We start from the raw sequence: 21,076 nt of genomic DNA on the forward strand, positions 1-21,076 counted from the left end.
GGAATTGAATACGGGGCCGGGGAATGTATTGCATTCCCCGGCCCCGTCCGGCCCCCTGCCGAAGAAAAAGATTGCTACTCGGCCGCGCGGCGCAGGGTGTCCACCACCGGGCGGCGCAGCACGTCGCGCAGGCCCCACCATCCCGCGCCCAGCGCCAGCACCGCGCCCGCCAGCGCGCCCGCGAGCGGAACCACCGGCGAGGCGGTCCAGCTGAACTCGAACACGTAGCGCGCCAGCGCCCAGCCGATCACCGAGGCCACGATGCTCGCGAGAAAACCCGCGAGCAGCCCGACGCCCGCCAGCTCGGCGCGCTGCACCTGGCGCAGCAGGCTGGCGCGCGCGCCCACCGCGCGCATCACCGCGAACTCGCGCGCACGCTCCTCGCGCGTGGCCGTCACGGCCGCGAACAGCACCACCAGCCCGGCGGCCAGCGTGAAGCCGAACAGGAACTCCACCGCGCGGATCACCTGGTCGAGCACGCGCTGCACCTGGTTGATGGTGGCGCTCATGTCGACGTTGGTCACGTTGGGGTAGCTGCGCACCAGCGCGTTGTCGAAGCCGCGCGTCTCGGGCGCGCGGAAGGCGCCCATGTAGGTGGTGGGCACGTCGGCCAGCGAGGCCACCGTGTACATCACGAAGAAGTTGGCATGCAGCGAACCCCAGTCGACCTTGCGCAACGAGGTGATGCGCGCGTCGTTCTGCATGCCGCCGATGTCGAAGCGCAGCGTGTCGCCCAGCTTCAGGCCGAGCGTCTCGGCCAGGCCCTCTTCCACGCTCACCTCGTTCTTCGCGCCGGGCGTCCACTTGCCGGCGGTGATGCTGTTGTGCGCGGGCGCCTCCGCGCTGTTGCTGAGGTTGAACTCGCGGTCGACGAGGCGCTTGGCGCGGTCTTCGGTGTAGTCGTCGGGCGTGACAGGCTTGTCGTTGATGGCCACGAGGCGGCCGCGGATCATCGGGTACCAGTCGAACTTGCTCACGCCCGCGTCGCGCAGCGACTTCTGGAAGGCCTCGCTCTGGTCGGGCATGACGTTGATGACGAAGCGGTTGGGCGCGTCCGGCGGCGTGGCCTGGCGCCAGCTCGCCACCAGGTCGGTGCGCAGCAGCACCAGCAGCACCAGCGCCAGCAGGCCCACGGCCAGCGCGCTGACCTGCACCACCGCATAGGCCGGCCGGGCGGAGATCTGCCGCGTGGCCAGCACCAGCCAGCGCGGCGCGGTGGTTTCGTTCACGCTGCGGCGCAGCACCTTCACCGCGAGCCAGCTCAGCAGCGCGAACACCGCCACCGCGCCCGCGAAGCCGCCGACGGCGATCAGGCCCAGCTTGATGTCGCTACTGGCCGCCATGAGCAGCGCCGCGAAGCCGGCCACGCCCACGCCCAGCACCGCCAGCGAGGCCGGCTTGAGCCCGCCCACGTCGCGCCGGATCACGCGCAGCGGCGGCACGCGGGCCAGCTGCAGCACCGGCGGCAGGCCGAAGGCGAACAGCAGCGTGAGCCCCATGCCCAGGCCGAAGGCCACGGGCCACAGCGTGGCGGCCGGCAGCGCGGTCTCGACCAGGCCCGACAGCAGCAGCACGAACACGTAGTGCACCGCGAAGCCGATGGCCACGCCCAGCCCGCTGGCGACCACGCCGATCACCGCGAACTCGAAGGTATAGGCCGCCGCGATGGTGCGCTGGCTCTGGCCCAGCACCCGCAGCATGGCGCAGTCGTCGAGGTGACTGGCCGCGAATCCGCGCGCGGCCAGCGCGACGGCCACCGCCGACAGCAGCGCCGCGAGCAGCGCGACCAGGCTCAGGAATTTCTCGGCGCGGTCGAGCGTCTGGCGCATCTCGGGCCGGCCGCTTTCGAAGGAATCGAGCCGCACGCCGCGCAGTTCGCCCTTCTTGAGCGTGGCGTCGGCCCAGTCGGTGAAGCGCTTGACGGCCGCGTCGTCGCCCGCCACGGCATAGCGGTAGCCCACGCGGCTGGCCGGCTGCACGAGCGCGGTGCGCGCCACGTCGGCCTGGTTGAGCATGACACGCGGAGAAAAGCTCATGAAGCCGGCGCCGCGGTCGGGCTCCAGCGTGATGACGCGGCCCACGCGAAGGCCGGCGTCGCCGAGCAGCAGGGTGTCGTCGATCTTCAGGCCCAGCGAGTCGAGCAGCGAGGCATCGACCCAGACTTCGCCCGGCGGCGGGATGTCGCGGGTGACGGCGCCCGGGCCGTCCAGCGTGGCCGATGTCTGCAGGCTGCCGCGCAGCGGGTAGCCCGCCGTCACCGCCTTCAGCGCCACCAGCTTGCTGGCGCCGCCCTGTGCGTCTTCGGCCCGGGCCATGGTGGGGAAGCCGTAGGTGCCGGTGCCTTCCAGGCCCAGCGACCTGGCCTGCGCCACGAAGGCCTCGGGCGTCGGGTTGTCGCTGACCACCACGGCGTCGCCGCCCAGCAGCTGGCGCGCATCGCGCTGCAGCCCGCCCTGCAGGCGGTCGGCGAAGAAGCCGACGGCCGTGAGCGCGGCCACGGCCAGCAGCACGGCGACGATCAACAGGCGCAGCTCGCCGGCGCGCAGGTCGCGCCAGAGCGTGCGCCAACCCAGGCGGAGGGAGGCATTCATGGCCGCGACGATAGCCCAGAGGCCCGCGCACGGCCGGATTCAAGGGTTATTGCCGGTTTCGGCCTACTTGCCCGCGTCTTGGCGCTGTCGCATGATGTGACAAACACCCCACCGCGCCGATCAGGCATTTATTGCGGGTCGCGGCGGGTGAAATAAAAACATTCCACTATCTGGCCGTCCTTTCCCCCGAAGGAGTGTCAATGCTGCAATGTCAGCGCCTGCAAACCCTGGGCCTGTGCCTGGCCCTCGGCATGCTGTTGAGTGCCTGCGATCCCAAGCCTTCGGCCAGCCCCGCCGCACCGTCTGCCGGTGCCTCGGGCACTTCCGGCGCGAGCCCGAGCGGCATCAAGCCCGCCGATTCCGGCGACAAGGTCGAAGAGTCCGCCGCCCACAAGGGCCCGTCCGAGGGCGGCTCGGCCATCGGCGGCATGAGCGGCCCGAACGGCGGCGGCACGTCCGGCGGCGCGGCACCCGCGCCGAGCGGCGGCGACGGCTCCGCGCCCAAGTAGCGCGGCCGGCCCGAAACAGATTTCCCACGCAAAGCAAAGAAGAAGAGCCCACGATGAAACACCCCACTTCAGCGAGGCAGGAGGTCGTGTCATGGACATGAACCGCCGCCAATTCTTCCGCGTGAGCAGCGCGGGGCTGGTCGGCTCCAGCATCGTGGCGCTCGGCTTCTCGCCGACCGCCGCGCTGGCCGAGGCCCGCAACTTCAAGCTCGCGCGCACCACCGAGACCCGCAACACCTGCCCGTACTGCTCGGTGGGATGCGGGCTCATCATGTACAGCCTGGGCGACAAGGCGAAGAACGTGGTGTCCGACATCCTCCACATCGAGGGCGATGCCGACCACCCCGTGAACCGCGGCACGCTCTGCCCCAAGGGCGCGGGCCTGCTCGACTTCGTACACAGCCCCAACCGCCTGAAGTACCCCGAGGTGCGCGAGGCCGGCAGCACCGAGTGGAAGCGCATCGGCTGGGACGAGGCGCTCGACCGCATCGCCAAGCTGCTGAAGGCCGACCGCGACGCCAACTTCCAGACCACCAACGCCGACGGCAAGACCGTGAACCGCTGGACCAGCAGCGGCATGCTCTGCGCTTCGGCATCGTCCAACGAAACCGGGTACATCACGCACAAGGCATTCCGCTCGACCGGAATGCTGGTGTTCGACAACCAGGCACGCGTCTGACACGGACCCACGGTGGCCAGTCTGGCCCCGACGTTCGGCAGAGGCGCGATGACCAACCACTGGCAGGACATCCAGAACGCGGATGTCGTGCTGATCATGGGCGGCAACGCGGCGGAGGCGCATCCGTGCGGCTTCAAGTGGGTCATCGAGGCCAAGAAGCAGAACAAGGCGCGCCTGGTCGTGGTCGACCCGCGCTTCACGCGCTCGGCCGCCATGGCCGACTACTACGCCCCGGTGCGCGCGGGCTCGGACATCGCGTTCCTCTCGGGGGTCATCAACTACCTGCTGAGCAACGAGAAGATCCAGACGGAGTACGTGCGCAACTACACCAACGCGCCGTTCATCGTCGGGCCCGACTACAAGTTCGAGGACGGCATCTTCAGCGGCTACAACGCAGAGAAGCGCAACTACGACCCCAAGTCGTGGAACTACGCGCTCGACGAGCAGGGCATGGCCAAGGTCGACATGACCATGCAGGACCCGCAGTGCGTGCTGCAGGTCATGAAGCGGCACTATTCGCGCTACACGCCGGAGATGGTGAGCCGCATCACCGGCACGCCGCAGGACAAGTTCCTGAAGGTGTGCGAGTACATCGCGAGCACCAGCACGTCCACGCGCACCATGACCATCATGTATGCGCTGGGCTGGACGCAGCACAGCCAGGGCTCGCAGATGATCCGCACCGGCGCCATCGTGCAGCTGCTGCTGGGCAACATCGGCGTGGCGGGCGGCGGCATGAACGCGCTGCGCGGGCACAGCAACATCCAGGGCCTGACCGACCTGGGGCTGCTGTCGAACTCGCTGCCGGGCTACATGTCGCTCGCGCGTGACAGCGAGCAGACCCTGGAGGACTACTACAAGACCCGCGCGCTGAAGCCGCTGCGGCCCAACCAGATGAGCTACTGGCAGAACTACCCGAAGTTCTTCGTCAGCATGCAGAAGTCGTGGTGGGGCGACGCGGCCACGGCCGACAACGAGTGGGGCTTCCACTACCTGCCCAAGATCGACAAGCTCTACGACGTGCTGCAGGCCTTCGAGCTCATGAACCAGGGCAAGCTCAACGGCTACATCTGCCAGGGCTTCAACCCGGTGGGCTCGTTCCCGGACAAGAAGAAGATCGTCGACGGGCTCTCCAAGCTCAAGTTCCTCGTCACCATCGATCCGCTGGTGACGGAGACCAGCGAGTTCTGGCGCAACTTCGGCGAGTTCAACGACGTCAAGACCACCGACATCCAGACCACGGTGTTCCGCCTGCCTTCCACCTGCTTCGCGGAGGAAGACGGCTCGCTCACCAACTCCAGCCGCTGGCTGCAGTGGCACTGGAAGGGCGCGGAGCCGCCGGGCGAGGCCAAGGGCGACATCGAGATCGTGGCGGGCATCTTCAACCGAATGCGCCAGGCCTACATCAAGGACGGCGGCGCCTTCCCCGACCCGATCGTCAAGCTGACCTGGCCCTACAAGATTCCGCACTCGCCTTCCGCGCAGGAACTGGCGATGGAATACAACGGCCGCGCGCTGGTCGACCTGGTCGATCCGAAGGACCCGAGCAAGCCGCCGACAGCCAAGGCGGGCGAACAGCTCTCCGGCTTCGGCCTCTTGCGCGACGACGGCACCACCGCCAGCGGCTGCTGGATCTACAGCGGCGCCTGGACGCAGGCCGGCAACCAGATGGCGCGGCGCGACAACGCCGACCCGTACGGCATCGGCATGGTGCAGAACTGGGCGTGGGCCTGGCCCGCGAACCGGCGCATTCTCTACAACGGCGCCTCCACCGATCCCACCACCGGCAAGCCGTGGATCGCCAAACGCAGCCTCATCGCGTGGAACGGCAAGCAGTGGACCGGCTCGGACATTCCCGACATACGGCCCGACGCCAATCCGATGGAAGCCGACGCGGTGCGCCCGTTCATCATGACGGCCGAGGGCGTGGCGCGGCTGTTCGCGCCCACGGGCATGGCCGAGGGGCCGCTGCCGGAGCACTACGAGCCCTTCGAGTCGCCGCTGGTCAACAACCTGATGCACCCGAACAACGAGAAGGCGCGCGCCAACCCCGCGGCACGCATCTTCAAGGGCGACCTCGAGCGGCTCGGCGTGCCGAAGGACTTTCCATACGTGGCAACCAGCTACCGGCTCACCGAGCACTTCCACTACTGGACCAAGAACGTGCGCACCTCGGCCATCATCCAGCCGCAGCAGTTCGTCGAGATCGGCGAAGAGCTGGCGAAGGAAAAGGGCATCGGCCACGGCGACATGGTGAAGGTGTCGAGCAAGCGCGGCTTCATCAAGGCGGTGGCCGTGGTGACCAAGCGCATCGTCGGGCTGCAGGTCGATGGCCGCACGGTGCACACGGTGGGGCTGCCGAACCACTGGGGCTTCGTCGGCGTGGCCAAGCCGGGGTATCTGGTGAACACGCTCACGCCTTTCGTCGGCGATGCGAACACGCAGACGCCGGAGTACAAGTCCTTCACCGTGAACATCGAGAAGGCGTGACATGAAGAAGCACGTACTCGACGACTTTCTCCCTCCCCTTCCGGGGGAGGGCAGGGGTGGGGGCACAGCGGCCTCATCTCATGCGCGGCGCCTGTCCGAAGGCCTGCCCCCATCCCAGCCTTCCCCCGGAAGGGGAAGGAGCAATACAGAAGACCGGAGCCACTGATGTCCTCCCTTCAAACCCTGGACATCGCCGCCCGCTCGGCCACGACCACGCCATCGCCCGAGATCCGCAGCCGCCCGCAGGTGCAGCAGGTGGCGAAGCTGATCGACGTGTCGACCTGCATCGGCTGCAAGGCCTGCCAGGTCGCGTGCATGCAGTGGAACGACCTGCGCGACGAGGTCGGCACCAACCACGGCACCTACGACAACCCGGTCGACCTCACCCCGTCTTCCTGGACGGTGATGAAGTTCTCCGAGGTGGAGCCCGAGGCCGGCAAGCTCGAATGGCTGATCCGCAAGGACGGCTGCATGCACTGCGACGACCCCGGCTGCCTGAAGTCGTGCCCCTCGCCGGGCGCCATCGTCAAGTACGCCAATGGCATCGTCGACTTCATCAGCGAGCATTGCGTGGGCTGCGGCAACTGCGTCACCGGTTGCCCGTTCGACGTGCCGCGCATCAGCAAGGTCGACAACAAGGCCTACAAGTGCTCGCTGTGCTCCGACCGCGTGGGCGTGGGCCTGGAGCCCGCCTGCGTGAAGGCCTGCCCCACCGGCGCGCTGCATTTCGGCACCAAGGAAGACATGCACGAATACGCCTCGGAGCGCATCGTCGACCTGAAGGAGCGCGGCTTCGCCAATGCCGGCGTGTACGACCCGGCCGGCGTGGGCGGCACGCACGTGATGTACGTGCTGCAGCACGCCGACCGCCCCGGCCTGTACGCCGACCTGCCGAAAGACCCGCACATCAGCCCGCTGGTGTCGCTGTGGAAGGGCGTGGCCAAGCCGCTCGCGATGGTCGCGATGATCGGCGCGGTGGTGGGCAGCTTCTTCCACTACATGAAGACCGGCCCCATCGAGCCCAAGGACGACCACCCCGATGCCGACCGCGACGGCCACCCGGACGACGTGGTGGTGATCGAAGAGCCGCCACGGACACCGCCGCCCACCGCGCCCCGTGCATGAGGAGATTGCGATGACACGCTACTACCTTCGCCGCTACCGAGACGCCACGCGCATGAACCACTGGTTCGTCGCGATCATGTTCTTCGCGGCCGCGCTCTCGGGCCTGGCCTTCTTCCACCCTGCCCTGTTCTTCCTGACCAACCTGTTCGGCGGCGGCCCGTGGACGCGCATCCTGCATCCGTTCATGGGGCTGCTGATGGTGCTGGGCTTCGTGTTCCTGTTCTTCACGATGTGGCGCGAGAACATCCTCGACAAGGGAGACCGCGAATGGATCGCCAACGCGCCGAAGATGCTCAAGGGCGACAAGTCGGGCATGCCGCCGGTGGGCAAGTACAACGCCGGGCAGAAGCTGGTGTTCTGGGCCTTCGGCGTCAGCCTGCTGCTGTTGCTGGTGACGGGCTTCATGTTCTGGAGCCCGTGGTTCGTCGGCTTCTTCCCGATATTGCTGCGGCGCATCGCGGTGGTGGTGCATGCGGTGTCGGCGGTGGTGCTGATTCTCTCCGTCATCACGCACCTCTACGCGGCCATCTGGGTCAAGGGCACGCTGCGCGCCATGACGCGCGGCACCGTGACCGAGGGATGGGCCAAGCTCAACCACCCACTCTGGCATCGCAAAATGACGCGAGGTGAGTAAACAGGCTCTCCCCCAGGCTGCGCGCACTTCGTGTCGCTTCGCCACCCCCCTTCCGGGGGCGATACCTGCGGCCCGGCAAAGCCGGTTCCGCGGTATCTCTCGAATGGCCCTGGGGCCAATCACGTATCGCAAATCGTGCGAATCGCTGTAGAGTCATTTGAATGAGCAGTTCAACCGGCACCCCGCCGCCGATCCGCACCACGCGCGTTCTCGATCCCGAGCAGATTGCAATGCAGGCCGGGCGGCAGATGCCGTTCCTGCGCCTGCCGGTGCGCTCCCTCGCGTTCTCCGACCGGCAGCTTCGACTGCGCCAGCTCGCGGCTTCGCATCCGATGCGCGAGTACCTGATCTTCATTGCCGACCTCGCTCAGGCGCAGCACCAGGTGCTGCAGGACTATGCGCCCGTCGCGCTGCCCGAATCCGACGCGCTCGAAGCCGCTGCCAAGGTGCTGAAGCCGCCGATGCCTGCCTTCGGATGGACGCGCGACCCGGTGTGGCTGCAGGAGCTTCGCCGCCTGCTCGGCCTCTTCCGCGCAAGGCTGCCCGAAGGCCCGGCGCGCGACACGCTCGACCGCGTGGTGGCCGCCGACGACGCATGGATCGACCAGCAGGCCGACCGCCTCTCGCGCCGCATCATGTTCGGACTCGACCTCGCGGCCGCGCCGCTGATCGCCGCCGGGCTGCAGGCCTACTGGACCCAGCTCGTGCTGCAGGTGGCCGGCCGCGAAGGCGAGAACATCTTCGGCCGCACCGACCCCGGCAACGAATGCCCCTGCTGCGGCAGCGCGCCCACAGTGAGCATCACGCGCATCGGCGCCGACGAAGCGGGCTTTCGCTACCTGCACTGCTCGCTGTGCAGCACCGAGTGGCACTACGTTCGCATCAAGTGCACGCATTGCGAAAGCACCAAGGGCATCCACTTCGAATCGCTGTCGCCGCAGCCCGGCGTGGAACTGCCGGCCACCGGCGCGCGCGAAGGCGCGGTCAAGGCCGAGTGCTGCGACACCTGCGGCCACTATCTCAAGCAGGTCGCGATGGAGAAAGACCCCGAGGTCGAGCCCGTCGCGGACGACCTCGCCAGCGTCACGCTCGACCTGCTCGTCTCCGAAGCCGGCCACCAGCGCAGCGGCCACAACCTGATGCTGCTGTTCGGAGAGCCAGAGATCCCCGACGACGGCGGAGGCGGCTGATGGCAGCGCCGAAAGAGTCCGTGGTCCACGGCTCGACGGCAAGGCCCCAGGATCTGCCTTCTGTCGATCAACTTCTGCGCCTCGCCGTGCCGGGCGCGTTGCTGGCCGAGCACGGCCGCACGCTGGTGGTGAAGGAAGCGCGCGCGCTGCTCGAGGGGCTTCGTGCGCGGGCCGTGGCGGGCAAGCTGGCCGCCGCCGACATCGAGCAAGAGGCGCTAGGCAACGCGCTCGCCGCACGCGTCCAGGCATGCCTCGCGCCGCGCATGCGCGCGGTGCTGAACCTCACCGGCACCGTCATCCACACCAACCTCGGCCGCGCGCTGCTGGCCGACGCGGCGCTGCAGCGGCTGCTCGCGGTGATGACATCGCCCAACAACCTCGAGTACGACCTCGCCACCGGCAGCCGCGGCGACCGCGACTCGCTGGTCGAAGAACTGCTTTGCAGCATCACCGGCGCCGAGGCCGCCACGGTGGTCAACAACAACGCGGCCGCCGTGCTGCTGACCATCGCGGCCCTGGCGCGCGAGCGCGAGGTGATCGTCTCGCGCGGCGAGCTGGTGGAAATCGGCGGCGCCTTCCGCATGCCCGACGTGATGGCCAGCGCGGGCGCGCGCATGGTCGAGGTCGGCACCACCAACCGCACGCATCCGCAGGACTACGAGCGCGCCATCAACGAGCACACCGCGCTGGTGATGAAGGTGCACACCAGCAACTACGCCGTGCAGGGCTTCACCGCCGCGGTCGACGAAGCCACGCTCGCCGGCATCGCGCACGCGCGCGGCGTGCCGCTGGCCACCGACCTGGGCAGCGGCTCGCTGATCGACCTTGCCCACTACGGCCTGCCGCGCGAGCCGCTGCCGCAGGAGATGCTTGCGGCCGGCTGCGACGTGGTCACCTTCTCGGGCGACAAGCTGCTGGGCGGTCCGCAGGCCGGGCTCATCGTGGGCAGCAAGGAAGCCGTGGGCCGCATCCGCAAGTTCCCGATGAAACGCGCGCTGCGCATGAGCAAGCTGCCGCTGGCGGCGCTGGAAGCCACGCTGTCGCTGTACCTGCGGCCCGAGCGTCTCGCGCAAGACCTGCCGACGCTGCGGCTGCTCACGCGGCCCGCGGATGCGATCCGCGAAATGGCCGAGCGCTTGAAGGCACCGGTGCAAGCGGCCGTGTCGCCGCGCTTCACCGTCGAGGTCGTTCCGCTGCTCGGGCAGATCGGCTCGGGCTCGCTGCCGGTCGAGCGGCTGCCCTCGGCCGGGCTCGCGCTCGCGCCGGCCGGCACGTCGAAGAAGGGCACGGGCACCGCGCTCGATGCCCTTGCCACCGCGCTGCGCGGCCTGCCCCTGCCGGTGATCGGCCGCATCGCCGAAGACCGGCTGCTGCTCGACCTGCGCTGCCTGGAGGACAGCGCCGAATTCGTCGCGCAATTGGCGCTGCTGCGCAAGCGACTGCAATGATCATCGGCACCGCAGGCCACATCGACCACGGCAAGACCACGCTGGTGCGCGCGCTCACCGGCGTCGACACCGACCGGCTGCCCGAGGAAAAGCGGCGCGGCATCTCCATCGAGCTCGGTTATGCCTACCTGCATGCGCCCGACGGCATGTCGCTGGGCTTCGTCGACGTGCCCGGCCACGAACGCCTGCTGCACACCATGCTCGCCGGCGCCACTGGCATCGACCACGCACTGCTGGTGGTGGCAGCCGACGACGGCGTGATGCCGCAGACGCGCGAGCACCTGGCGGTGGTGGCGCTGCTGGGCGTGCGCGAGGCGACGGTGGCCATCACCAAGATCGACCGCATCGACGAGGCCATGCGTGATGCGCGGCTGGCCGAGGTGCGCTCGGACATCGCGGCGCTGCTGGCGCCCAGCCCGCTCGCGGGCGCGCCGATGCTCGCGGTGTCGGCGGCCACAGGCGACGGCGTCGATGCGCTGCGCGAACGCCTGCTCGACGTGGCGCGCAGGGAGCATGGGCGCGAAGACGGCCTGGCGTTTCGCCTCGCGGTCGATCGGGCTTTCACGCTCTCGGGCGTGGGCACGGTCGTCACCGGCACGGCCTTCAGCGGCACGGTGCGCATCGGCGACGAGCTGCGCGTGGTGCCCGGCGACCGCACGGTGCGTGTGCGCGGCATCCATGCACAGAACCAGAAGGCCGAATCGGCGCATGCGGGGCAGCGCTGCGCGCTGGCGCTGGCCGGGGCCACCAAGGACGAGATGCATCGCGGCGACTGGGTCTGCACGCCCGCCATCGCGCTTGCCACGGACCGCATCGACGTGCTGCTCACGTTGTGGCCCGACGAGGCCAAGCCGCTGCGCTCGGGCACCACGGTGCACGCGCACCTCGGCGCGAGCGACGTGATGGCTTCGCTCGCACTGCTCGACCGCGACGTGCTCGCGCCCGGCGAAACCGCCCTGGCGCAGTTGGTGACGAAGGAGAGCGTCGGCGCGTGGCATGGCGACCGGGGCGTGCTGCGCGATGCCTCGGCCACGCGCACCATGGCCGGCGTGCGCGTGCTCGACCCGTTCGCGCCGGTGCGCTACCGCCGCACGCCCGAGCGGCTGCACACGCTGGCCGCCTGGGCCATCGACGACCGGGCCGCCCGCGTGGCCGCGCTGCTGCACAACGCGCCGCTGGGCATCGACACCGCGCGGCTGGCGCGTGCGCTGTCGCTGCCCGACGAAGCCGCCCTGCCGCTGCCCGCGGATGCGGTGCGCATCGAGCACACGGCCATCGCGCAGCGGCACCTGGATGCGCTCGAGGCGCAGATCACCGGCCGGCTCGCGGACTTCCATCGCACGGCGCCCGATGAGGTCGGCCCCGATGCGCGCCGCCTCAAGCGGCTGGCCGCGCCACGCACGGACGATGCGCTGTGGCGCCATGCGCTCGACGCGCTGGTAGCGCGCGGTGCGCTGGTGCGCAGCGGCACCTGGCTGCATCTGCCGGACCATGCGGCGCGCCTCGGTGAGGCCGAACAGAAGCTCGCGCAGAAGCTGCTGCCGCGGCTGGCCGATGGCGGCTTCGATCCGCCGTGGGTGCGCGATCTTGCGAAGGACTGCGCGGCGAGCGAGGCGATGGTGCGGCAGACGCTCGCGAGCCTCGCGCGCCGGGGCGAGGCCTTCCAGGTGGTGAAGGACTTGTACTATCCGCTGGCGACCGTCGAGCGGCTGGCTGCGATTGCGCGCGACTGCCTCGAAGGCCCGCAAGGGCTGCAGGCCGCGAGCTTCAGGGATGCGACGGGGTTGGGACGCAAGCGCGCGATCCAGCTGCTGGAGTTTTTCGACCGTGTGGGGCTGACGCGGCGCGTGAAAGATGCGCATCTGCTGCGGCCCGATACGTCGTTGTTCGGGGCAAGGCCTTGAACAGCGTTCATGGGAGGGGATCGTCCCTGGTGGGGCGGCCGGGCTTCAAACCCGGTTGGTGGCGCCAGTCGTCGCCGGGAAGGTTCGACTCCTTCCCCCTTCCGCCGTCTTTATCTTGCTCCTTCCCCCTCTGGGGGAAGGCTGGGATGGGGGCAAGCGGCGGTGGTTTTGGCGCGGTGCTTCATCGACCGACGCTTACCCCCACCCCTGCCCTCCCCCGGAAGGGGAGGGAGGAATACGGGATCTCAAGGAACCACACGCAGCGAAGGCTCTCCCGCCTCGACACGGCCGATCACCGCCGCCTGCCCGAAGCCTTCGTCGCGGAAGATCTTCAGCACCGCATCGACCGATTCCGGCGCGCAGCTGACGAGCAGGCCGCCCGAGGTCTGCGGGTCGCTCAGCAGGTTCTGCGCTGTGGGATGCAGGCCGGCGGCCAGCTCCACGTCGGCGCCGTAGCCGGCCCAGTTGCGCCCCGACGCACCGGTGACCATGCCCTCGGCGGCCATCACCACCACGTTGTCGAGCAGCGGCACCTTCGACCACTCGATCACCGCCTTGAGCTTCGCGCCGCGCGCCAGTTCGAGCGTGTGGCCGGCCAGGCCGAAGCCGGTCACGTCGGTCAGCGCATGCACGCCGTCGAGCGCCGCCAGGGCGATGCCGGGGGTGTTGAGCTTGGTCGTGTTCTCGATCAGCTGGCGGTAGCCGATGCCCGACAGCTGCTCCTTCTTGAGCGCCGCCGACAGCACGCCCACGCCCAGCGGCTTGCCCAGCACCAGCACGTCGCCGGCCTTCGCATCGGCGTTGCGGCGCACGCGGTCGGGGTGCACGAGGCCCATGGCGACGAGGCCGTAGATCGGCTCGACCGAATCGATGGTGTGGCCGCCGGCAATCGGGATGCCGGCGGCACGGCACACGTCCTGCCCGCCGCGCACGATCTCGGCGATCACTTCCACAGGCAGCTGGTTGATCGGCATGGCAACGAGCGCCAGCGCCATGATCGGCCGGCCGCCCATTGCGTACACGTCGCTGATGGCGTTGGTGGCGGCGATGCGGCCGAACTCGTAGGGGTCGTCCACGATGGGCATGAAGAAGTCGGTGGTCGCGATCAGCGCCTGCTGGTCGTTGAGCCGGTAGACGGCCGCGTCGTCGGCGGTCTCGATGCCCACCATGAGCTCGGGCGGGATCATGCCGCCCGCGTGGTTCTTGAGAATCTGCGACAGCACGCCGGGCGCGATCTTGCAGCCGCAGCCGCCGCCATGCGAAAAACTCGTGAGGCGCAAAGGCGCGAGCGGGTTCATGAGCGTTGGGTTCATGCGGCGATTATCGAATCGCCCCGGCTTTCTACAATCCCGTCCCTTCCAAACCCGCACTTCACCGAGGCGCAACCATGAAAAAGAATCTCACCCGACTTACCCTGGCACTGGCCTTCTCCGTCGCAAGCCTCGGCGCCTTCGCCCAGGGCGTGCTGCGCGTGTCGGCCATTCCCGACGAGGCGCCCACCGAGCTGCAGCGCAAGTTCACGCCGCTGGGCGACTATCTCAAGAAGGAAACCGGCATGGACGTGCAGTTCACGCCCGTGACCGACTACGCCGCGGTGGTCGAAGGCCTGGCCACCAACAAGATCGACCTGGCATGGCTGGGCGGCTTCACCTACGTGCAGGCGCGCATCCGCACCAACGGCGGCGCGGTGCCCATCGTGCAGCGCGCGGAAGACGAGGTGTTCACCAGCAAGTTCATCGTGCCGGTGGACAGCACCGCCAAGACGCTGGCCGACCTGAAGGGCAAGACCTTCGCTTTCGGCGCGCCCTCGTCCACCTCGGGCAGCCTGATGCCGCGCTACTTCCTGCTGCAGGCCGGCATCAACCCCGAGAAAGACTTCAAGACGGTCGCGTTCTCGGGCGCGCACGACGCCACGGTGGCCTTCGTGGCCGCGTCGCGCGCCGAAGCCGGCGTGCTCAACGCGTCGGTGTGGGACAAGCTGGTAGAGGCCAAGAACCCCAACGCCGCCAAGGTGCGCGTGCTGGCGACCACGCCGACCTACTACGACTACAACTGGACGGTGCGCCCCGGCCTCGATCCGGCCATCACCAAAAAGCTGACCGACGCGTTCCTGAAGCTCGACCCGGCCAACCCGGCGCAGAAGGAAATCATGGCGCTGCAGCGTGCGAGCAAGTTCATTCCGACCAAGTCGTCGAACTACGACGGCATCGAGACGGCGGGCAAGTCGGCGGGCCTGATCAAGTGAGCCTGCGCGAATGAGTTTTTCGCTGGAAGGCGTGGGTGTCGTGCACCCCAACGGCCAGCGAGCGCTGGCCGGGGTGACGCTGGCCGCGCGCGACGGCGAGCGCATCGCCGTCATCGGGCCCTCGGGCGCCGGCAAGACCACGTTGCTGCGTGTGCTCGGCGCGGCGCTGCGGCCTTCGGAAGGCGTGGTCGAGACCCTTGGCGCGAAGGCGTGGCAATTGCCGGCCGCGGCGCTGAAGAAGCTGCGCGCCCGCATCGGCACGGTGCACCAGGCGCCGCCCATCGCGCCGCGCCTGCGCGTGGTCACAGCCGTGCTCGCGGGCCGGCTCGGCGAGTGGTCGACGCTGCGCGCGCTGGGCTCGCTCTTCCATCCGTCGGACATTGCCGGCGCGCACGAAGTGCTGTCGCGCCTGTCGCTGGAAGACCGCCTGTTCGAGCGCTGCGACCGCCTCTCGGGCGGCCAGTTGCAGCGCGTGGGCATTGCGCGCGTGCTGTACCAGCGCCCGGCCCTGCTGCTGGCCGACGAGCCTGTATCCGCGCTCGACCCCACGCTGGCCGACGCCGCCATCGGCCAGCTCGTCGCGCAGAGCGAATCGACCGGGGCCACGCTGCTGGCCTCGCTGCATGCGGTGGACCTGGCGCTGCGCTGGTTTCCGCGCATCGTCGGCATGCGCAACGGGCTGGTGATGTTCGACCTGCCCGCGGCGCAGGTGACGGCCGCGATGCTCGACGCGCTCTATGCGAGCGAAGGCGGCGTGGCGGTGCAGAAGTCGGCTCAGCCGGTCGCGGCCGAGGCTGCGTTCACTCGTCCGGACTGCCCTTGAACGCCGCCGCATCCTCCGCCGCCGTCCGACGCGACCCGCAAGCCATGCGGCGGCTGGCATGCGGTGTCGTCTTGCTCGTCATCGCCTGGCCGATGCTGGCGCTGTCCGAATTCAATCCGTGGGCGCTGTTCACCGGCGGCAATCTCGCGGTCATCGGCGGCTTCCTGGCGGGCTTCTTTCCGCCCGACGGTTCGCCGGCCTTTCTCGCGCTGCTCTTCAAGGCCACGCTCGAGACGCTGGCCATGGCCACGGCCGGCACCGCGCTGGCATTGCTGATCGGCGCGCCGCTGGGCTTCGTGACCACGCGCGCCCTCTCCGTCTCGCGCATCGGTCCAGGCCCCGGCCGTGCGCGGGCCGGTATCGTGCGGCAGGCCGCGCGCTGGCTGCTGATGGTGCTGCGCGCCATTCCGGAGATCGTCTGGGCGCTGCTGTTCGTGCGCGTTTTCGGGCTCGGCCCCGCCGCGGGCGTGCTGGCGCTGGCCATCACCTACGGCGGCATGCTGGGCAAGGTCTACGCCGAGATCCTCGAATCGACCGACACGCGTCCGGCGCGCGCCCTGCTCGAAAGCGGCAGCGGCCGGCTCGCGGCGCTCTGCTACGGCCTGCTGCCGAACACCGCGCAGGAACTGGCCTCCTACACCGTGTACCGCTGGGAATGCGCGGTGCGCGCGTCGGTGGTGATGGGGTTCGTCGGCGCGGGCGGGCTGGGGCAGCTGATGGACCAGTCGATGAAGATGCTCAACGGCGGCGAGGCCAGCAGCATCCTGCTGGTGTTCCTGGCGCTGGTGCTGCTGGCCGACCTGCTCAGCAATGCGCTGCGAAGGCTGCTGGCATGACGGCGAACCGCGCGCTGTTGCCTCCGCGCCCGCCGCCCTGCTGGCGCTGCCGCATCGCCTTGCTGCTGATCGGCGCGGCGGTGGTGGCGAGCTTTGCCTACCTGGGCATCGACTACCGCGCGCTGGGCTCCTCCGAATCGCTCAGGCTCATGGGCAAGTTCATCGCCGAGTTCTTCCCGCCCGACCTGTCGCCCGACTTTCTCTCGAAGGTCGGCCATGGCGCGCTGCAGACGCTGGCGGTGTCGGCGCTCGGCACGGTGCTGGCGGCCGTTGCCGGCGCGGTGCTGGCGTTGCCGGCTTCGGGCCGCGCAGGCGGCGCCTTGCGCCACGGCTCGCGCTTCGTGCTGAACTTCCTGCGCAGCGTGCCAGAGCTGGTATGGGCCGCGCTGATGGTGCTGGCCGCAGGCATCGGCCCCTTCGCGGGGGCGCTGGCGCTGGCCCTGCACACCACGGGCGTGCTGGGCCGGCTCTTCGCCGAGGCGCTGGAAAACGCGCCGCGCGAGCCGGAACATGCGCTGGCGCTCTCGGGCGCCAACCCCGTCACCGCCTTCAGCTACGCCAGCCTGCCCATCGTGCTGCCGCAGTGGGTGGCCTACGCGCTCTACCGCTGGGAAATGAACATCCGCATGGCCGCCGTGCTGGGCTTCGTGGGCGGCGGCGGACTGGGGCAATTGCTGTACTTCCACCTGTCGATCTTCCAGCAGCAGCAGGCAATGACCGTGCTCATCGCGATGTTCGTGCTGGTGACCTTTGTCGATTTTGCGAGCGCTCGCTTGCGCCGTGGCCTCGGACCTGCATACGCCTGACAATCGGGGCATGAGGTTCCCGCCATGAGTCATCGCCAGCCCGTGCGCGTCGGCGACCGCCACGCCTTCGACACGCTGATCGACGCCCGCTCACCGGCCGAGTTCGCGCTCGACCACATTCCCGGTGCCATCAACTGCCCGGTGCTGGACGACGAGGAGCGCCGCATCGTCGGCACCGTCTACGTGCAGACCGGCGCCTTCGAGGCGCGGCGCATCGGCGGTGCGATGGTCGCCGCCAACATCGCGCGGCACCTGCGCGAAACCCTGGCCGACCGGCCCGAGAACTGGAAGCCGCTGGTCTACTGCTGGCGCGGCGGCATGCGCAGCGGCTCCATGGTGACGTGGCTGCGCCTCGTCGGCTGGGACGCGCAGCAACTCGCGGGCGGCTACAAGAGCTTTCGCCGGCACGTCATTTCGCAGATCGACGCACTGACCCCGAAACTCGACCTGCGCGTGATCTGCGGCGCGACCGGCAGTGCGAAGACGCGCGTGCTGCATGCGCTTGCCGCGCGCGGCGCACAAGTGCTCGATCTGGAAGATTTCGCCAGCCACAAGGGCTCGCTGCTCGGTTCGCTGCCGGGCGTGCCGCAGCCTTCGCAGAAGCACTTCGAGACCCTGATCGCAGCGGTACTGGAAACCGTCGATCTCTCGCGCCCGCTGTATGTCGAGGGAGAGAGCATCCGCATCGGACGGCTGTCGCTGCCGTTGTCGCTGGTGGCGCGGATGCGCGCGGCGCCGTGCATCGAGGTGTGCGCTACGCCGGAAGCGCGGCTGGCGTATCTGCTGCGCGACTACGCCTACCTGGGCGACGACCGTGACGCGCTGGCCGACAAGCTGGGAGCGCTGAAGGAACTGCAGGGCAAGGAGACAGTGGCGCGCTGGCAGCATTGGGCGCATGAAGGCGATCTGCCGCATCTGTTTGCGGAGCTGATGGCGCTGCATTACGACCCGCACTATGAGAAGTCGCAGGAGCTGCACTTTCGGGCATGGGGGCGGCGCCGGAGCGTGGGTGCGGTTGATCTGTCGGATCAGGGGATTGGGGCTGTGGCTGAGGCGGTGTTGAGGTTGGGGTGAGGGCATGGTGTTGAGATCGGGGATGGGTACGTCAGCAGGCACAAGAACAGGACAGGGCTCCTGCTCAGATGTTTTCATATTTTTTTAGATCGTATTTTTCAATCAATCTCAATGCTCTTTCTCTGAGCACGGCATCACCCTCGCTTTGCTTTAACAGTTCTTCGTTCAACCCTCTGGCGAATTCACCGTATGCGTAAAGTCCAGCATCTTCCTCGCCAAGATTACAGTCTCTATAGCTAATAACTACAAAATCAATGGGCAATGCCTTGCCCGTTTTGAGCGGAGGCAAGAAATCAATCTCAATACAAACTTCATGCCCCACTCCGCGCTCTGCATATAAAACATCCAGATTTAGTGCGATGCCAGGCATATCAAATCTATCGAGATCATCCCGAACAATTACCGACAAGGCAAATCCAAGAAGATCTTCTAATTTTTTACTGTCGCATGCAAATCTAAATTTATTCATGGCCACGAGGCACCTCCTGTTGGATAAGCTGTTCTGACATTGGGAATTCCGCCTGGACCTGCGCCAATGCCCACAGTCCATTTTAGACCGCCCACATCAACGCTGACCGCCATCGGTCCGGTTGCACCGGAGGATATGTATTTATCAATGGCCAATTGACTGGCCGATTGGGCCATTTTTGTCATCTCTTTGTGAGGATATATTTTGGGGTCGAAAACAGTCTTGATTGCAACACTTTGTCCAGGCAAACGATATTGCACTTGATAGATCCCATCCGTTCCGGCAATTTTTGTCGAACTTACAAGAACTCCATTGTTGGTTCTCAACGCCGTCTCGAAAGCGATCAAATCATGCTTGCCATAAATATTCTTCCCCGTTCCTGAATACGCTGCACGCCCTTCGTCAGTCAGGTGCGTGTCCAACGATGAATTACCAAGACGCACGGTGCCCGTAGCATGCGGCGTAGCACTTGCTGGTGGCGCGTAGCCATTGAATCCGATGCCTGGGGCATCTGCAGGGCGCGGACCGTTTCCTACCGGCAGGTTGCCGGGTCCATCTGCAACGCCACCACCTCCCGCTTCAGATTCACTGGACAACGTCCAATTGCCAGGCGCATGCCCAAGTCGCCCTCCCGACGCAATTGGCGCCAAGACAGGAACGCAAGTCGGTGGGACTGCGCACCAAACCGTCGGCGCCATTCCGACTAAGACCGAACTGCCTCCCGCCGCAGGTGGCTCGCCACCGTTATCCAGGTCAGGCGGAGTATCCGGCGGGTTCGCCCCCGCCACCGCCAGTTGAAAGTCCCGAGCCAGCGCATTCCCAAGATAGCCAGCACCACTGGCCGCCCCTTGCATCCCGTCCTTGGCGTTGTGCAAAAGCGTGCTCGCGATGTCAATGGCGCCATCGGACCATCCGTACTCCGAGAACACCCCGGTCTTGAGCAGCAACTGTTGCTCATCCTTGTAGTCAGTCCCTCTGTTTTGCGAAGAGACCTTTGCAGCGTAGCCGGCGCTGTTCGGGTCCGCGCCTGCCGCGCACTTCAGAAGCGCGCACATCGCATCGGCCAGCTTTCTCTGATCGGCCTCGCCCTTCGAGCCCGCCGACCAAGGCATGCGCCCACACGCGTGAAGCACCGCCTTCCTTCCAGTTTTCGTAGTTCTGCTGCTCCGCCGCGAGGGTGCTGCCGGCATTCGCCAAAGCCGCATTCGCCTGCGCCCTCTGCTCGTCACTCGCGCCCGGATCGTTCAACACCTGCTGCGCCACCGAAGCCTGGAGTTGCGCCTGCCCAGCGTGCTGCCGGTGGCTGTTTCCTCGCGCGAACTGTCGCGCTGCGTGGTGGTCTTGCTGGAGAGAAAGCCTTTCTTCCTCGCCTCACTCGCCGAGTCGACCGAGTCGGTGGCACGCCCGGTCTTGATGCGCACGTCGCCTTCTCTGGACTTCACTGCCAGGTCGCCCTCGGCGTTGTGCAGGATCCGTGGATGCGGATGTTGTTCCCGGCGTCAAGGGTCACATTGCCGCCGCCGGCAATCTGGCTGCCGACCTCCCGGCTGCTGCTCTGGCTGTAGAAGTTGCGCGGGCCGCTGCCTCGCTTTTTGATGTTCCTTTTACTTGACCGTCGAGACGCTGATGTCTCTCTTGGCCTTCAGCAGCGCCTTGCTATCCGTGTCGGTGTCCCGGATTGCTCACATGGTCCCCGGCCACGCGATCTATGTTGGTCCTTCTAGAGGTTTTCTCGATGCGAACGTCGCGACCGGCCGTCAAGCTTGCGGCGTCGTTGGAATTGATGCTTTCGCCGATGTTCTTGGTCGGCCGTAGCATGCATGGCAAGACCGCCGCCATTCGCGAATTAAAAATTTGCCGCTCATTCAGGATGAAGAGGCCTAGCACTTTATGACGAATTACCAGATTTATCTGAGAGTATTTCTTTGAATAATTTCGAGACATTCCAAACAAAAACAATTTCTGCATCCTTCCCTTCCAAAGGCTCGATCTGATAACGCCCCTCCGGAAAATTCACATACTGTCCCGAACCAAGAACGACTGGAATCTCGTCACTACCAAACTTGCATCTGCATTTTCCGTTGACTACAAAGAGCAGCCCAGCACGAGCAGCGCCAGGAGGGCAACTCTCATCGCTTCGATATTTCCTTGAACTTACCCGGTACTCCGGCGGGGGAAATTTTTCTCGAATCGCATTTTCAAAATTCTCTTGACTCCAGACATTGCACTCAAGAATCTCAAAATCACTCATAC

General features: G+C 67.3%; 19 protein-coding genes and 1 tRNA gene. 13 read left to right on the forward strand and 7 right to left on the reverse strand.

Annotation, left to right across the window (positions count from 1 at the left end; translation table 11 throughout):
- Nucleotides 1-74: 74 nt before the first annotated feature.
- Nucleotides 75-2,591: an ABC transporter permease gene (locus WIX39_RS24975; protein ID WP_106937089.1), complete on the reverse strand. Its 2,517-nt coding sequence runs from the start codon at nt 2,589-2,591 to the stop codon at nt 75-77.
- 200 nt (nt 2,592-2,791) lie between these two features.
- Between WIX39_RS24975 and WIX39_RS24980 the strand changes: the two genes are divergently transcribed.
- The 8 genes from WIX39_RS24980 (at nt 2,792) to WIX39_RS25015 (ending at nt 12,674) form a co-directional block, all read left to right on the forward strand.
- The gene (locus WIX39_RS24980) at nt 2,792-3,100 is read left to right on the forward strand and encodes a hypothetical protein (protein ID WP_081265942.1); all 309 of its coding nucleotides are present in this window, start codon (nt 2,792-2,794) and stop codon (nt 3,098-3,100) included.
- Between the two features lie 91 nt (nt 3,101-3,191).
- Entirely contained in the window at nt 3,192-6,269 is a 3,078-nt protein-coding gene (gene fdnG, locus WIX39_RS24985; protein WP_159053717.1) for a formate dehydrogenase-N subunit alpha, read from the forward strand.
- A gap of 165 nt (nt 6,270-6,434) precedes the next feature.
- The gene (gene fdxH, locus WIX39_RS24990) at nt 6,435-7,394 is read left to right on the forward strand and encodes a formate dehydrogenase subunit beta (protein ID WP_409196114.1); all 960 of its coding nucleotides are present in this window, start codon (nt 6,435-6,437) and stop codon (nt 7,392-7,394) included.
- 10 nt (nt 7,395-7,404) lie between these two features.
- Entirely contained in the window at nt 7,405-8,028 is a 624-nt protein-coding gene (locus tag WIX39_RS24995; RefSeq protein ID WP_409196115.1) for a formate dehydrogenase subunit gamma, read from the forward strand.
- Nucleotides 8,029-8,189: 161 nt separating this feature from the next.
- On the forward strand, nt 8,190-9,218 hold the full coding sequence (gene fdhE, locus WIX39_RS25000; protein WP_409196116.1) for a formate dehydrogenase accessory protein FdhE: 1,029 nt from the start codon (nt 8,190-8,192) through the stop codon (nt 9,216-9,218).
- Nucleotides 9,218-10,666: an L-seryl-tRNA(Sec) selenium transferase gene (gene selA / locus WIX39_RS25005; protein ID WP_409196117.1), complete on the forward strand. Its 1,449-nt coding sequence runs from the start codon at nt 9,218-9,220 to the stop codon at nt 10,664-10,666. Before fdhE ends, selA begins: the two co-directional genes overlap by 1 nt.
- On the forward strand, nt 10,663-12,570 hold the full coding sequence (selB, locus tag WIX39_RS25010; RefSeq protein WP_409196118.1) for a selenocysteine-specific translation elongation factor: 1,908 nt from the start codon (nt 10,663-10,665) through the stop codon (nt 12,568-12,570). The genes selA and selB overlap by 4 nt, the downstream gene beginning before the upstream one ends.
- 11 nt (nt 12,571-12,581) lie before the next feature.
- A tRNA-Sec gene (locus WIX39_RS25015) sits at nt 12,582-12,674 on the forward strand.
- A gap of 141 nt (nt 12,675-12,815) precedes the next feature.
- Here the strand turns inward: WIX39_RS25015 and selD are convergent.
- Complete coding sequence (selD, locus tag WIX39_RS25020) at nt 12,816-13,883, reverse strand: selenide, water dikinase SelD (RefSeq protein ID WP_253819722.1); 1,068 nt, start codon at nt 13,881-13,883, stop codon at nt 12,816-12,818.
- A 74-nt stretch (nt 13,884-13,957) separates the two neighbouring features.
- Here selD and WIX39_RS25025 point away from each other — a divergent pair, with 74 nt between their 5' ends.
- From WIX39_RS25025 to mnmH, 5 genes are read left to right on the forward strand one after another with little or no spacing between them, the layout of a single operon-like run.
- On the forward strand, nt 13,958-14,815 hold the full coding sequence (locus WIX39_RS25025) for a putative selenate ABC transporter substrate-binding protein (protein ID WP_106937080.1): 858 nt from the start codon (nt 13,958-13,960) through the stop codon (nt 14,813-14,815).
- Between the two features lie 10 nt (nt 14,816-14,825).
- Complete coding sequence (locus WIX39_RS25030; RefSeq protein WP_409196119.1) at nt 14,826-15,638, forward strand: phosphonate ABC transporter ATP-binding protein; 813 nt, start codon at nt 14,826-14,828, stop codon at nt 15,636-15,638.
- Between the two features lie 44 nt (nt 15,639-15,682).
- Nucleotides 15,683-16,474: a PhnE/PtxC family ABC transporter permease gene (locus tag WIX39_RS25035; RefSeq protein ID WP_409196120.1), complete on the forward strand. Its 792-nt coding sequence runs from the start codon at nt 15,683-15,685 to the stop codon at nt 16,472-16,474.
- A complete protein-coding gene (gene phnE, locus WIX39_RS25040) occupies nt 16,471-17,280 on the forward strand; it encodes a phosphonate ABC transporter, permease protein PhnE (RefSeq protein ID WP_409196121.1) in 810 nt (269 codons plus the stop codon). Before WIX39_RS25035 ends, phnE begins: the two co-directional genes overlap by 4 nt.
- A 24-nt stretch (nt 17,281-17,304) precedes the next feature.
- A complete protein-coding gene (gene mnmH / locus WIX39_RS25045) occupies nt 17,305-18,354 on the forward strand; it encodes a tRNA 2-selenouridine(34) synthase MnmH (RefSeq protein WP_081265954.1) in 1,050 nt (349 codons plus the stop codon).
- Nucleotides 18,355-18,418: 64 nt separating this feature from the next.
- Here mnmH and WIX39_RS25050 read toward each other — a convergent pair whose 3' ends face one another.
- The 5 genes from WIX39_RS25050 to WIX39_RS25070 form a co-directional block, all read right to left on the reverse strand.
- Entirely contained in the window at nt 18,419-18,829 is a 411-nt protein-coding gene (locus tag WIX39_RS25050) for a hypothetical protein (protein WP_159053716.1), read from the reverse strand.
- A complete protein-coding gene (locus WIX39_RS25055; RefSeq protein ID WP_159053715.1) occupies nt 18,820-19,935 on the reverse strand; it encodes a CdiA family toxin C-terminal domain-containing protein in 1,116 nt (371 codons plus the stop codon). Before WIX39_RS25055 ends, WIX39_RS25050 begins: the two co-directional genes overlap by 10 nt.
- Nucleotides 19,936-20,067: 132 nt before the next feature.
- Nucleotides 20,068-20,265, reverse strand: a complete 198-nt coding sequence (locus WIX39_RS25060; RefSeq protein ID WP_159053714.1) for a hypothetical protein — start codon at nt 20,263-20,265, stop codon at nt 20,068-20,070.
- Nucleotides 20,262-20,420 carry a hemagglutinin repeat-containing protein gene (locus WIX39_RS25065; protein WP_106937707.1) on the reverse strand — a complete coding sequence of 53 codons (159 nt, stop codon included), beginning with the start codon at nt 20,418-20,420 and terminating at the stop codon, nt 20,262-20,264. Before WIX39_RS25065 ends, WIX39_RS25060 begins: the two co-directional genes overlap by 4 nt.
- A gap of 291 nt (nt 20,421-20,711) precedes the next feature.
- Nucleotides 20,712-21,074 carry a hypothetical protein gene (locus WIX39_RS25070; RefSeq protein ID WP_159053713.1) on the reverse strand — a complete coding sequence of 121 codons (363 nt, stop codon included), beginning with the start codon at nt 21,072-21,074 and terminating at the stop codon, nt 20,712-20,714.
- Nucleotides 21,075-21,076: the final 2 nt, after the last annotated feature.

This window comes from Variovorax sp. AB1(2024) (assembly GCF_037482385.2).
GTDB lineage: Bacteria > Pseudomonadota > Gammaproteobacteria > Burkholderiales > Burkholderiaceae_C > Variovorax.

What these genes read in the sequence shown, in the direction of transcription:
- WIX39_RS25035 (WP_409196120.1), top strand. Translation starts at nt 15,683, where the DNA reads ATGCGGCGGCTGGCATGCGGTGTCGTCTTGCTCGTCATCGCCTGGCCG.
- WIX39_RS25070 (WP_159053713.1), bottom strand. Translation starts at nt 21,074, where the DNA reads ATGAGTGATTTTGAGATTCTTGAGTGCAATGTCTGGAGTCAAGAGAAT.
- WIX39_RS25030 (WP_409196119.1), top strand. Translation starts at nt 14,826, where the DNA reads ATGAGTTTTTCGCTGGAAGGCGTGGGTGTCGTGCACCCCAACGGCCAG.
- fdhE (WP_409196116.1), top strand. Translation starts at nt 8,190, where the DNA reads ATGAGCAGTTCAACCGGCACCCCGCCGCCGATCCGCACCACGCGCGTT.
- mnmH (WP_081265954.1), top strand. Translation starts at nt 17,305, where the DNA reads ATGAGTCATCGCCAGCCCGTGCGCGTCGGCGACCGCCACGCCTTCGAC.
- selA (WP_409196117.1), top strand. Translation starts at nt 9,218, where the DNA reads ATGGCAGCGCCGAAAGAGTCCGTGGTCCACGGCTCGACGGCAAGGCCC.
- phnE (WP_409196121.1), top strand. Translation starts at nt 16,471, where the DNA reads ATGACGGCGAACCGCGCGCTGTTGCCTCCGCGCCCGCCGCCCTGCTGG.
- WIX39_RS25055 (WP_159053715.1), bottom strand. Translation starts at nt 19,935, where the DNA reads ATGCCTTGGTCGGCGGGCTCGAAGGGCGAGGCCGATCAGAGAAAGCTG.
- WIX39_RS24980 (WP_081265942.1), top strand. Translation starts at nt 2,792, where the DNA reads ATGCTGCAATGTCAGCGCCTGCAAACCCTGGGCCTGTGCCTGGCCCTC.
- WIX39_RS25025 (WP_106937080.1), top strand. Translation starts at nt 13,958, where the DNA reads ATGAAAAAGAATCTCACCCGACTTACCCTGGCACTGGCCTTCTCCGTC.
- WIX39_RS24975 (WP_106937089.1), bottom strand. Translation starts at nt 2,591, where the DNA reads ATGAATGCCTCCCTCCGCCTGGGTTGGCGCACGCTCTGGCGCGACCTG.
- selB (WP_409196118.1), top strand. Translation starts at nt 10,663, where the DNA reads ATGATCATCGGCACCGCAGGCCACATCGACCACGGCAAGACCACGCTG.
- selD (WP_253819722.1), bottom strand. Translation starts at nt 13,883, where the DNA reads ATGAACCCAACGCTCATGAACCCGCTCGCGCCTTTGCGCCTCACGAGT.
- WIX39_RS24995 (WP_409196115.1), top strand. Translation starts at nt 7,405, where the DNA reads ATGACACGCTACTACCTTCGCCGCTACCGAGACGCCACGCGCATGAAC.
- fdxH (WP_409196114.1), top strand. Translation starts at nt 6,435, where the DNA reads ATGTCCTCCCTTCAAACCCTGGACATCGCCGCCCGCTCGGCCACGACC.